The following is a 12,979-nucleotide window of genomic DNA, read 5'->3' on the forward strand; positions in this document are numbered from 1 at the left end:
GGTGGGTGTGATGTTCACTGAGATTCCCCAGCCGTTGGCGTACGCCGAAACGTTGTTGGGCACATTCGCCAGTCTTTCCAGAGTGGCTGACGATGCACGCCTGCTGGAAGAGTTCACGTTCGCCGTCGGCCAGCTCACCGGCAGTGAGCTGGCCCAGGTTTATTTGCTTGATGCCGGCCACAGTCAACTGGGCCTGAGTGCCGAGTGCTTTGAGGGGGGGATGCAATCCCGGCAGGGTATTGGTGTTTCAGCCGATTACCACACCGATGAATTGCTGCAGTTTAGCCTGTGCCAGAACCGGGTACTGTGCCTGGAGGAACTGGGCAGTGGTCTCTACCAAACCAGCTTTCTGCCGCCAAGCGCTGGTCAGTGGCGCACGTTGTTAAGTGTGCCATTGGTCAATGCCCTCGGTGTGGTAGAGGGCGTTTTGATCTGCGCCAGCTTGCGCTTGCTTGAACTGAAGGTCTTCGCTGAGTCCTTGGGGCAACTCGGTCGGTTTGTGTTGGCGCAGCTTGCACTCTTGCAGCGGCTGCGAAGTCCCACTCAACCCCTTGCCGTGAAGGCGCTGGCCGTCGGTTGTGCCAGCGGCTACGGGTTGATCGGCAAAAGTGCCGCCATGCGCAGCACATACCAACTGATCGGCAAGGTCCTGCACAGTCCCTACACGATCTTGTTGACCGGAGAGACAGGCACGGGCAAGGAGGTGGTCGCCCGCGCGCTGCACGAATGTGGCCCACGGCGATCGAAGAAATTCATCGTGCAAAATTGCGCCGCGTTTCCGGAAAGCCTCTTGGAAAGCGAGCTTTTTGGTTACTGCAAAGGTGCCTTTACCGGTGCCGATCGTGACCGCAAGGGCCTGTTTGACGCTGCCGAAGGCGGTACCTTGTTGCTCGATGAGATCGGCGACATGCCCTTGTCGTTGCAGGCCAAATTGTTGCGGGTGTTGCAGGAGGGTGAAATCCGCCCACTGGGTTCCAACGACACGCACAAAATCGACGTGCGCATCATTGCAGCCACGCACCGTGACTTGCTGAGCCTGGTGGCAGAGGGCAAGTTCCGCGAAGACTTGTATTACCGGCTGGCCCAGTTCCCCATCGAGCTGCCGCCGCTGCGCCAGCGCGATGCCGACATCCTTGAGTTGGCCCGGTACTTTGCGGCCAAGGCGTGCGTCTTCATTGGCCGGGAACCGCTGGGCTGGTCCGAGGCTGCATTGGCTCATTTGAGCGGATATGCCTTTCCCGGCAACGTCCGCGAACTCAAGGGCCTGGTCGAGCGCGCCGTATTGCTGTGTGAGGCGCATGAATTACTGCCCGAACATTTCTCGTTGAATGTCGAGGCACATCCCGAAGACAGCACGCTTTACCTGCGCGACTACATGGAGCGGGTCGAGCGCGCCTATGTGTTGAGCTGTCTGCGCCGTAATGGTGGTAACCAGACCCTTGCCGCCCGGCAACTCGGGTTGCCGCGTCGCACATTGCTTTACCGGTTGGGCCGCCTGAGCGTTGACCTCAGCGAGTTTCAGGAAGGCACCTCGGCGCCATGAACCTATTTCAAACTGCCCCAATGGAGAACCCCTGATGCCTGTCCGTCCTTGGCACGCAGCCGCGCTGGTATTGGCTTTGGTGCTGGGTCTAAGCGCCTGTACCAGCAACTACAAGTTCAACGACAACGAATATCGTCCGCTGGGTGACCCTCAGGCGGTCAATCGCGGTAAATGACCGCAAGGAGTGTTTCACCATGGAGTTGGTCTTCGAGATTCAGAACACCAAGCAACTGATCCCCCATCATGCCAGTCGATGCACCTTCAGACAGGCGGGTGGGAAAATCGGCCGGGCCAGTGATTGTGATTGGGTTATTCCCGATGCCAAAAGGCATTTGTCGGGTCACCATGCCCAGGTGACTTTCAACCGCGGCATGTTTTACCTGACTGACCTTAGCAGCAACGGTGTTTTCACTGGCGGCGGAGCTCAACTGCGCAAAGGCGAAGCTATGCGCGTCGAGCATGGAAGCGTCTATCGCATGGGCGACTTTGAGATGTGCGCGCGGCTGGTGCGTGATCCTGGGCTGTTCGAGACGCAAGTCGGTCGCGCTCAGGCTGCCGGCAGCATCATCCCTGACGATGCGTTTCTGGACCTGGACCCCTTGGTTGCGCTGGACCGGCAAGAACAGATCTATGCCGAGCAGGATGATTTGACCGCGCTGACCGCGCCACGTCGTGACCCACGCCAACGCGCAGACTTTGCCCGCATCGACATGGAAAGCCTGCCCTTGCCGGAGCTGGTTGTTGACCAAACGCCAGCGCAGCCGGCTCCTGCCCCGGAAAAGCCGGTGCCTGAACAGCAAAGCCCGTTGTTTTGGGAGCGCTTCGGCCAGGCGTTGGGGGTTGACCTGCAAGGACTGGACAACGAAAGCCGTGAGGCCATGGCGATCAAGGCGGCCAGGCTGCTGGCACAGAGTGTCAGCGGTTTGCAGCAGAGCCTGCGCAGCCGCAGTGAGTTGAAGAACGAGCTGCGCCTGGCCCAGACCACTGTGCAGTTGACGAGCAAGAACCCACTCAAGCATGCCGGCGATAGTGGGGAGGCGTTGAGGCGTTTGCTGCAACCGAACAAGCCCGGCCAACTGAGCGCTGAACAAGCGATTGCCCGAGCCGTGCGCGACCTGCAGGCACATCCGGTGGCGCTGCTGATGGCCAGCCGCGCGGCCGTCCGCGCAACGCTGGAGCACTTCTCGCCCGAGCAACTGACGTTGCGCCTGGAGCGTGATGGCAGCAAAGCGTTATTTGCCATGCCAGGAGGCCGCTGGCGCGCCTTTGTCCGGTATCACCAGGCATTGCGTCAGGACGATGAGTGGAGCGAGCGGCTGATGGCCAGGGACTTCGCTCGGGCCTATGACGAACAGGTCCGGTTAATCGCCACCCTCAATACTGAACATCAAGGATGAACTCGATGACCCGCTTCAAGACCCTCGCCAGTGTACTGGTGTTCATCCTGTTGGCTGGTTGCTCGGCGTTATCGCCGTATTCAAGCGAAACCAAGTTGAACCTCAAACTCAGTGCCAGCGACCAACTCAACCCTGATCTTAACGGTCGGCCATCGCCTGTCGTGTTGCGCCTGCTTGAGCTTAAACACCCGGTGGCGTTCCAGAACGCTGACTTCTTCAGCCTCTATGACCGTGCCAAGGACATCCTTTCGCAGGATCTGGTCGCCAGCGAAGAAATTGAGTTGCGCCCCGGTGAAACCCTCGACTTGAAGCTGACGGTCAATGGCGAGAGCCGCTTCGTTGCGGTGCTGGCTGCCTATCGGGACCTGCCCGGGACCCAATGGCGCTATGTGATACCGGTCGATGCACAACAGCTGACCAAGATCGATCTGAACCTGGACAAAGACGGCATCCAGAATGCTGCCGACAAGCTTGCCAAGGCGGGTGACTGATCGTGAACTCACATAAAGTCATCTGGCAGGAAGGCATGTTGCTGCGTCCGCAGCATTTCCAGCACAACGACCGCTATTACGACAACCAGATGAAGTCGCGTACCCAGTTGCTGGGGCGTTACAGCTGGGGCTTTTTGAGCCTGGAGATCGACTCGCAGTTTCTCAGCATGGGCAAGCTGGTGGTCAGCCAGGCATCGGGGGTGCTGCCAGATGGCAGCCTGTTCAACCTGGACGGTAACAGCGAGCCCCTGGCCCTGGACATTCCGCCCAATACCGCCAACATGCCGATTTACCTGGCGCTGGCGCTGGTGACCGGGAATCACGTTGAATCGCGTCGTCTTGACCATCGTGACGTGCTGACGCGTTATACGGCCTATGAGATGGAGGTGGTCGACTCCAATGCCGGTGATGACTCCAGCAGCCAGGTCAGTTGCGCGCGCCCGGATTTTCGTTTGCTGTTGGGCGAGCAGAAAAACGATCAGGCCTACGTGAAACTGAAGGTCTGCGAGGTCACTGATACCTCGCCAGATGGCGTGATCAGCCTCAGTGTGGACTTTGTGCCAACCTACCTGCATGCGCACGGGTCGGCTTACCTGCTGTCGTGCCTCAAGGAAGTCATCAGCATGCTCGGCAACCGGGCCGACAAGCTCGCCGAACGTATCAGCTCAAACGGCAAGGTCGGCAGCGCCGAAGTCGGCGATTTCCTGATGCTGCAATTGATCAACCGCACGGAGCTGCTGTTGCGCCACTATTTGGGATTGGAACAGGTTCACCCTGAAGAGCTGTATCGCGCACTGCTGGTCATGCTGGGGGATTTATCCACGTTCGCCAATGAAGGCAAACGTCCGAAAATCGACAGTGCCTATCAGCACAGCGACCAGGGTTCCAGCTTCCGAAAATTGATGGACGCCATCCGGCTGGTGCTATCGATGGTGCTGGAACAGCACGCGATCGAGATGCTGTTGCAGCAACGTCAATATGGCATTCGCGTGTCGCCGTTGCACGATCATAAACTGCTGGGGTCGTCCTCTTTCGTCCTGGCCGCCAGTGCCAATTGCGATTCCGAAGAACTGCGGCACCGCCTGCCGGCTCACCTGAAGGTCGGACCGGTGGAACGTATCCGCCAGTTGGTCAACCTGCACCTGCCAGGTTTCAAGGTAAGGCCATTGCCCGTGGCCCCCCGGCAGATTCCGTTCCACTCGAACAAGACCTATTTCGTCCTTGAACTCAGTTCCGAAGACCTGGCCCAGTTGGAGGGCTCAGGCGGTTTCGCCTTCCATGTGTCAGGCGAATTCTCCGAGCTTGAGTTGAAATTCTGGGCTATCAGGAACTCATGAAAATGAATATGGATATGGAATACACCCAGGACGAAAAAACGATCCTGGCCAACCCGCAGGGCCAGCGCCCGGCAAAAGAGCCGCTGACTGACTTTGCTCAGCCTCCGCGCTATGAGGAGTTGGAAGAGCGGATGATCTATGCGGCCAGCCGCCGCCCGGATGAAGGCTTCAACATCAGCATCAACCCCCTGGTTTCAGCGGCCGCGCCGCTGTTCTCGGCCATCGTGCGGATTAAACACAGCGTCAGCGCCCAGGACCCCGGCACATTGAAGGCCGAGCTGGTTCGTTACATCAAGCACTTCGAGGCCCAGGCCCTTAACGAGGGTGTCGAGAACAGTCAGGTCATGGCCGCGCGCTATGTGCTCAGCACGGCAGTGGACGAGGCAGTGGTGACCACGCAGTGGGGCAATGACATTGACTGGTCAAGCATCAGCATGCTCAGCAGCTTCCATAACGAAACCTTCGGCGGTGAAAAATTCTTCCAGCTGTTGGACCGTCTGGGGCGTAACCCGGTCAAGCATCTGCCGATGCTGGAACTGATGTACATCTGCCTGTCTCTTGGCTTTGAGGGCAAATATCGGGTCATTCCCCGAGGAATGATCGAGCTCGATGGTATCCGCGACAGCCTCTATCGGCAGATTCGTCAGCTACGCGGTGATGTGCCGCGTGAGTTGTCGCCCCACTGGGAGGGGTTGAGCGAGCCGCGGCGTAGCCTGGTCCGTATCGTGCCGTGGTGGTTGGTGGTCGCTTCCACGGTCATTTGCCTGGTGGTGATGTACACCGGCTTTGCCTATGTACTGGGCGAAAAGCGCGAGGCCGTTCTTAAACTCTATGAGCCCATTGACCCGGTCATGGTCGAGCACAAGCCGTAATATCAGGGACGTGTAATGAAAAATTTCTTCAAAAAGACCTGGGCCTTCCTGTGCAGGACTTGGGTGTGGACACTGCTGCTGTTGCTCGGGTGTGCGCTGTTGGTATGGTTTGTCGGCCCGCTGCTTGCCGTGGATGACTACAAGTTCTGGGAAAGCTCCAATTCCCGTTTGCTGACCATTTGCGTGCTCTGCCTGCTATGGGGACTGTTCATGGTCTTCGTCAGTTGGCGCAGCAGCGTGCGCAAGAAAAAGGTCGAGGACAGCGAGGACGGCCAGGTTCAACTCAAGCGTGAAGAGTCGATCAGCGAAGCCGAGAAAACCTTGCGTGCGCGCTTCAAGGACGCCATGCGGATCCTCAAGACCTCCAGCCTGTACCGCGGGCGCAGCGAGCGCTGGCGCAACGACTTGCCGTGGTACCTGTTGATCGGGCCGCAGGGCAGCGGTAAAACCAGTCTGCTGGATTTCTCCGGGCTTGAGTTTCCGCTGAACAAGGTTGAGCGCAAGCTCAGCCGTGATGAAACGGGGACCGAGCACTGCGACTGGTATTTTGCCGACAACGGCGTGTTGGTCGATACCAGCGGCCGCTATCTGAGCCAGGACGATACGCAAGTCGATGGCGCCGGCTGGAAGACCCTTTTGGGCTTGCTGCGATCGCGTCGTCGCACCCGACCACTCAATGGTGTTCTGGTGACCCTCCCGGTCAGCATTTTGCAAAGCGGTGATCGCGAAAACATGCTCGCCCTAGGGCGGACCATTCGTAACCGACTGCAGGAAGTTCACCAGCAACTGCATGTCGATGTGCCGGTTTATCTGATCTTGAGCAAGGCCGATAAGGTCGCAGGCTTTGATGCGTTCTTCGACCAACTGTCCCTCGAGGAAAGTAATCAAGTCCTGGGGGCGAGCTTCGGCAAAGACCAGCAGGGTACCGACGTTGAGGTCATGAACCAAGAGTTTCAAGAGTTGCTGGCGCGTCTGAACGCACAAGTGATTTCGCGCGTGCATCAGGAGCGCGACACGCAGCGCCGTGGTTTGATCCTCGATTTTCCGTTGCAGCTGGGTCTTATTGGTTCGAACCTGGGTTTCCTGGTCGATGCGGCCTTTACCGGTAATCGTTATCAGCGGGCCAGCAAATTGCGCGGCTTCTACCTCACCAGCGCCCCGCATTTCGATCGTTCGGGCGCGCCCGCAGACGACCGCCAAACGTTGCCACTGATGTACACCGGCCGGGCTCGTTTCATTCACCATCTGCTGGCACGGGTGATTTTCCCGGAAGCTGAGTTGGCGGGGCTCGACAAGCGTGAAACTCGACGTATCAGTTGGGGGCAGCGTGCTTTGTACCTGGGGGCACTGGCTTGCATGGGGCTGTTCGGGTGGGTCTGGGCCGGAAGCTTTTCGGCCAACGACAATGGCCTGGAGAAGGTCAAGATCCTGGCCGAGCAACAATCCCGGCAACAGGCAACGCTGAACCCGCAAGATGATGTTATGGCCGCCTTGCCGGTGCTCGACAGCCGTTATGCGGCTACGCGGGTTTTCCCGGAGAAAGGCGATGCGGCCTATAGCGAACGTGGCGGCCTATACCAGGGCGAACCGAGCAACCCGGCATTGGAGGATGCCTATCATCGAGCGCTGCAGAAAGAACTGCTGCCACGGGTCGCACGGACCCTCGAAGGCCAGATCCGCGCCAACATGGGCAATCGTGACCGTCTGCTTGGAAGCTTGCGCGCCTACTTGATGCTCAATCTGGTGGAGCGCCGTGAAGCCGCTACGCTCAAGGACTGGATGGCGGCCGACTGGTCGCTTCGCTACACCGGCGACGCCGCGGTACAGGCCAAGCTCAATGAGCATTTTGGACGCCTGTTGCAGCAGCCTTTCGTTTACCCTCTGAACGATGCCCTGGTTGCCCAGGCCCGCCAGGTCCTGCGTGCGGAGTCATTGGCCAACGTCGTTTACCGAGTGTTGCGTGAGCAGGCCCGCGAACTGCCCGAGTACCGTTTCAGCCAGCATCTGGGCCCGCAAGGTGCGTTGTTCACCGGTACCGACTCTGTGATACCGGGCTTTTATACCCAGAAAGGCTACCAGCAGTATTTCATCACCCAGGGCGCCAGTCTGGTGCGCGATATCCTGCGTGACAACTGGGTCCTGGGCGAGGGCGGCAGCCTCAGCGGCATGGACATGCGCCGCCTGATGGTTGAGCTCGAGCAACTGTATTTTGGCGATTACGCCAACTATTGGAGCGAGGCGGTCGCGCAGATCGGCCTGGATCCGATCAGCAGTGCCCAGGACGGTGCCGACCAACTGGCGGGGCTGACCTCAGCCAATTCGCCGATTGTGCAAATGCTGGTCGAGGTCCGCGAGAACACTCGCTTCCCGGCCATGCTCGATACAGCTGATACCGCAGGGGATGTCGCCGACAAGGTGGGTGGAAAGCTTGGCAAGTTGGGCAAGGCCGCGGCAGCGGCGGCAGGGCAGGCCGGCGAGGCAATGGCCAAGAGCCTGCCGGATACCGCGAAGAAGTCGCTGGAGCGCCGTTTCGAGCCACTGCATCGTTTGCTCGATGACAACAATGGCCCCGCGGCCGATCTGACGCCCGTGTTGCAGGCGCTCAACGACCTGCAGCAGCAGTTGTCCGGCCTGGCGCGCGCCAGCCAGCCGGAGCAGGCGGCCTATGACCTGGCAAAGAACCGCCTGGGTGGCCAGCGTGACGCGATGAACAGCCTGCGCAATGCCGCTGCGCGCTTGCCGCGACCGATCAACGTCTGGTTCAACAACATGGCGGATGACACCTGGATGCTGGTGCTCGACAACAGCTACCAATACGTCAACCAGCGCTACCAGGCGGAGCTGTACGGTTTTTACAGCAAGGCGATCAACGAGCGTTATCCGTTCTACGCACACAGCAGCAGCGATGTGGCCCTGAACGACTTCCGCGAGTTCTTCAAGGCCCAGGGTATCGCCGATCACTTCTTTGATACCTACCTCAAGCCGTTCGTCAGTGGTGAGGCCGGCAACTATCGGTTGCGCAGCGTTGATGGCCGCAGCTTGCCGATGTCAAAAGTGTTTCTCGACCAGATGGGCAACGCGCAGATCATTCGCCGCAGCTTCTTTGCCGAGAACCCCAACGAGCCCCAGGTGCAGTTCAAGCTCGAGCCCTACACCCTTGACCCTACGGTTGGGAGTGCAGAGTTCCGTTTCGGTGACCAGCAGATGGTCTATCGCCACGGCCCGATCGTGCCGGTAGCGTTCAAATGGCCGACTGACGCCAATGACGGTCGTACCAGCCTGTTGCTCGAGGACCTGAGCGGCAAGGCCATCGGTATCGAGAAAAACACCGGGCCGTGGTCGCTGTTTCGCCTCTTCGACTTGATGCAGACCGAGTACCAGAGCGGTCGCGATGTGCTGATGATCAAGGCCAATGTCGGTGGCATGCGTGTCAACTACCTGGTGCTCAGCCAGCGCTCGCCGAACCCCTTCGACCTGAGTGCGCTGCGCAGCTTCCGCATGCCGGTGGCGCTTTGATCCCGGTCGCCATTCAATGGCGTAGCGCGGGCCGAACCCATTCGGGCAAGGTCCGGGGCCGCAACGAAGATGCCTTCCTGGACCGCCCTGAGCGCGGTCTTTGGGTGGTCGCCGACGGCATGGGGGGGCATCAGGCCGGGCATCTGGCCAGCCAGATGATCATCAGCGGGCTCGATGAGATGCTGCTGGAGGGGGATTTCGACGAGCAATTGCGTCAGGTGCGCCAATGCCTGCATTGGCTCAACCGGCGCATGGGGCTGGAGATCACGGTCGCCGCCGATCGTCAGCACAGCATCATGGGCAGTACCGTGGTTGCCCTGTTGGTGCAGGACCGTCGCGCCGCCTGCATTTGGGCAGGAGACAGTCGCTGCTACCTGTGGCGTGGCGGCCAGCTGTTTCAGCTGTCCAGGGATCACTCGCTTCAGCAGCAATTGATCGATGAGCAACAGATGAGCCGTGAACTGGCGGCGCAGCAGCCAGGCGCCCACGCATTGACGCGGGCGTTGGGGGCGAGCGAGCAGCTGAAACTGGATATTCTTGAGCTTGAAGTTCAGCCCGGTGATGCCTTTCTGCTGTGCAGCGACGGCCTCTATCAGTGCCTCAGTGGCGAGTCATTGGGCAAGGCGATGAGCTTGCCATTGCCCGGCATCGCGCTGGAGCAGATGTTCGAGCACGTGTTGAGTGGCAGGGCCGCCGACAACCTCACAGGGGTGGTGATACGCCAGTGAACAACATGACTTCAGCCCTCGACAACCCCCAGGCGTGGGGCGAGGCGGGTGACAACCTGACCTACTTCGCCTTTGCCCAGGGTGCCGCCAAGGCGCGGTCGGTGCGGGCATCGGCGAGCCCGACGACGCCGTTGCCCGAAGTCTTGAGTGGCCGTTATCGCCTGGAAGGGTTGCTGGGCGCCGGGGGCATGGGGATGGTTTACCGTGCCCGGGACCTGTTGCAGGAGCAGTTCGGCGAGCCGGACCCTTTTGTCGCGATAAAACTGCTGCGTGAGGATGTCGCCGATTGCCCGGATGGTGGCGCACTGTTGTACAGCGAGTTCGCCCTGACCCGTCATCTCGTGCACCCGCATGTGGTCCGGGTGCACACCTTTGAGGTCGACACCGGTTGCCAGCAAGCGTATTTCAGCATGGAACTGATTCGTGGCATGCCCATGGACCAGTTGCTCTGCGAACGGCCCCTGGGGATGCCCTGGCATGAACTGCGGGGCATCGTCCTGGCCATGCTCGACGCGTTGGCCCATGCCCATGACCAGGGGGTGCTGCACGGTGACATCAAACCGAGCAACGTGATCCTCGGCGAAAAAGGCGTGCGGCTTTTCGACTTTGGCCTCGGGCAGGCCATGGCGGGCGTACTGCCTGGCTTGCCGCAGCTGAAGCGTAGCCGCTTCAACGCCTGGACCCCTGGTTATGCCGCGCCTGAGTTGTTCGAGGGGGCGCCGCTGTCGCCGGCGAGCGACGTTTATGCCGCAGCCTGCGTGATCTATGAACTGGCCGGAGGCAAACATCCGTATCGCCGGCTCACGGCGCAACAGGCCCTTGAGCCGCCGCTCGATTATCGCCTGGAACGACCGCGCAACTTACCCAAAAAGTGTTGGCCCGCCCTACGTATGGCCCTTTCGTTGGAGGCTGACGCACGGCGTATCAGCGTCCAGGACTTGCATCACGTCATCCGGAGCGAACCCTTCAACCTGCTGCAACGCTGGGTCAGCCAGCGCAATGGATAATATCCTTACAGGGAGAACAGCATGTTCAACAGCAGTAATGAAACCCACTTCAGCCTGACCATCAACGGCCTGGACCTGGATTTCAAGGTACTCGAATTCAAGGGCAGCGAAGGCATCAGCCGTCCTTATCGCTTTGACCTGGAGTTGGTCAGTGAGCGTTCGGACATCGATCTGGAAAGCGTTCTGCACAAGCAGGCGTTTCTGGCCTATGACGCTGCGGGGAGCGGTATCCATGGGCAGATCTATCAGGTGGCCCAGGGCGACGCCGGCAAGCGCCTGCACCGTTACAAGATCGTCCTGGTGCCGCAGCTGGCCTATCTGGAGCACCGCATCAACCAGCGCATTTTTCAAAAAATGAGTGCGCCGAAGATCATTGCGCAGATCCTCGAGGAACATGGCATTCAGGGCGATGCCTATCAATTTCATCTCGGCAAGCCGTGCCCCGATCGTGATTACTGCGTGCAGTACGACGAGAGCGACCTGCACTTCATCCAGCGCCTGTGCGAGGAAGAGGGGGTGCACTACCACTTCGAGCACAGCCCCGAGGGGCACCTGCTGGTATTTGGCGACGACCAGACGTTCTTCCCCAAGCTCGGCCAACCGACCGCCTATGTACAAGACACCGGCATGGTCGCTGATGTGCCCGTGATCAAGCGCTTCAATGTCCGTCTGGAAACGCGCACCAGCCGTGTCAGTCGCCGTGACTACGACTTTGAACAGCCGCGCCTGTTGATGGAGGCGGCCTACCAACCAGACCAGCAAAGCGCCGAGCAGCCTGACCTGGAAGATTACGACTACCCGGGGCGCTTCACTGATCGTACGCGCGGCAAACAACTGAGCCAGCGCGCCCTGGAGCGGCACCGTGCCGATTACCAACTGGCCGAAGGCAAGGGCGACGAGACCCGCCTGGTCAGCGGCCACTTCATGGCCCTGAGCGACCACCCGCGCGCTGAGTGGAATGACCTGTGGCTGCTGACCGAGGTGTTTCACGAGGGCAAGCAGCCGCAGGTGCTGGAGGAGTCGGTCACCAGCGACACGACCAACAACAAGGACGACTTCCATCAGGGCTACCGCAACCGCTTCCTGGCCACCCCCTGGGACGTGTTCTATCGTCCGCCGCTCAGGCACCCGAAGCCTCGGGTGCTGGGCAGCCAGAGCGCGGTAGTGACGGGCCCCAAGGGCGAAGAAATCCACTGCGACCAATACGGCCGCGTCAAGGTGCAGTTCTTCTGGGACCGCGAAGGCCAGGCGGATGAGCAGACCAGTTGCTGGCTGCGGGTGTCCTCCAGTTGGGCGGGGCAGCGCTATGGCGGTATCGCCATCCCGCGGGTGGGCATGGAAGTGTTGGTCAGTTTCCTGGAAGGCGACCCCGACCAGCCGTTGGTGACCGGCTGCCTGTATCACAAGGAAAACCAGGTGCCCTACGACCTGCCGGCGAACAAGACCCGCAGCGTCTTCAAGACCCTGAGCAGCCCCGGTGGCGGCGGCTTCAACGAGCTGCGCATCGAAGACAAGAAAGGTCAGGAGCAGATCTTCATCCATGCCCAGCGCAACTGGGACGAGAACATCGAGCACGACCAGAAGATCCACGTGGGCCACGAGCGCCATGACACCGTTGAGGCCAACGCCTACAGCGAGTTCAAGGCCGAAGAGCACCGCACCATTTTTGCCGACCGCAAAGGCGAAGTGAAGGTCGACGACCACCTCACCGTGGGCAACAACCAGCACGTGAAACTGGGCGTTGCGCAACTGGTCGACGCCGGCACTGAAATTCACCTCAAGGCCGGGCAAAAGATCGTTATCGAGGCTGGACTGGAACTGACCCTCCAGGCCGCGGGCAGCTTTATCAAGCTCGATGCCGGCGGCATCACCCTGGTCGGCGCGCAGATTCTGGCGAACGCCGGCGGGTCGGCGGGCAGTGGCACCGGGATTGGGATCAAGCCGCCGGTGCTGCCGGGGGCGGCGGATAACGACAAGGCGGGGAGTGTGATGGCGGGGGCGTTGGTGAATGCGCCGTTGGAAAAGGTCAAACCGAAGCGAATGCTCAACTTCTCCGGCTGACAGGCACTGACGGCACTCCAAGCCACC

General features: G+C 60.2%; 10 protein-coding genes. All 10 read left to right on the top strand.

What is annotated here, in order from left to right:
- The first annotated feature begins 10 nt into the window (after nt 1-10).
- From M5C56_RS30210 to tssI, 10 genes are read left to right on the top strand one after another with little or no spacing between them, the layout of a single operon-like run.
- The gene (locus M5C56_RS30210) at nt 11-1,543 is read left to right on the top strand and encodes a sigma 54-interacting transcriptional regulator (protein WP_103495370.1); all 1,533 of its coding nucleotides are present in this window, start codon (nt 11-13) and stop codon (nt 1,541-1,543) included.
- A 34-nt stretch (nt 1,544-1,577) separates the two neighbouring features.
- Entirely contained in the window at nt 1,578-1,718 is a 141-nt protein-coding gene (locus M5C56_RS30215) for a type VI secretion protein (RefSeq protein WP_103495364.1), read from the top strand.
- A gap of 19 nt (nt 1,719-1,737) precedes the next feature.
- Nucleotides 1,738-2,940 carry a type VI secretion system-associated FHA domain protein TagH gene (gene tagH / locus M5C56_RS30220; protein WP_103495365.1) on the top strand — a complete coding sequence of 401 codons (1,203 nt, stop codon included), beginning with the start codon at nt 1,738-1,740 and terminating at the stop codon, nt 2,938-2,940.
- A complete protein-coding gene (gene tssJ, locus M5C56_RS30225) occupies nt 2,937-3,431 on the top strand; it encodes a type VI secretion system lipoprotein TssJ (RefSeq protein ID WP_103495366.1) in 495 nt (164 codons plus the stop codon). The genes tagH and tssJ overlap by 4 nt, the downstream gene beginning before the upstream one ends.
- A 2-nt stretch (nt 3,432-3,433) precedes the next feature.
- Nucleotides 3,434-4,768 carry a type VI secretion system baseplate subunit TssK gene (tssK, locus tag M5C56_RS30230; RefSeq protein WP_103495367.1) on the top strand — a complete coding sequence of 445 codons (1,335 nt, stop codon included), beginning with the start codon at nt 3,434-3,436 and terminating at the stop codon, nt 4,766-4,768.
- A 2-nt stretch (nt 4,769-4,770) separates the two neighbouring features.
- A complete protein-coding gene (gene icmH, locus M5C56_RS30235) occupies nt 4,771-5,640 on the top strand; it encodes a type IVB secretion system protein IcmH/DotU (protein ID WP_103495368.1) in 870 nt (289 codons plus the stop codon).
- Between the two features lie 15 nt (nt 5,641-5,655).
- Nucleotides 5,656-9,156, top strand: a complete 3,501-nt coding sequence (gene tssM, locus M5C56_RS30240) for a type VI secretion system membrane subunit TssM (RefSeq protein WP_247263435.1) — start codon at nt 5,656-5,658, stop codon at nt 9,154-9,156.
- Nucleotides 9,156-9,884: a PP2C family serine/threonine-protein phosphatase gene (locus M5C56_RS30245; protein ID WP_103498147.1), complete on the top strand. Its 729-nt coding sequence runs from the start codon at nt 9,156-9,158 to the stop codon at nt 9,882-9,884. Before tssM ends, M5C56_RS30245 begins: the two co-directional genes overlap by 1 nt.
- On the top strand, nt 9,881-10,891 hold the full coding sequence (locus tag M5C56_RS30250) for a serine/threonine-protein kinase (RefSeq protein ID WP_247263434.1): 1,011 nt from the start codon (nt 9,881-9,883) through the stop codon (nt 10,889-10,891). Before M5C56_RS30245 ends, M5C56_RS30250 begins: the two co-directional genes overlap by 4 nt.
- 21 nt (nt 10,892-10,912) lie before the next feature.
- On the top strand, nt 10,913-12,952 hold the full coding sequence (gene tssI / locus M5C56_RS30255; protein ID WP_103498140.1) for a type VI secretion system tip protein VgrG: 2,040 nt from the start codon (nt 10,913-10,915) through the stop codon (nt 12,950-12,952).
- Nucleotides 12,953-12,979 lie beyond the last annotated feature (27 nt).

Source organism: Pseudomonas sp. MWU13-2862, assembly GCF_023242495.1.
Lineage (GTDB): Bacteria > Pseudomonadota > Gammaproteobacteria > Pseudomonadales > Pseudomonadaceae > Aquipseudomonas > Aquipseudomonas gingeri_D.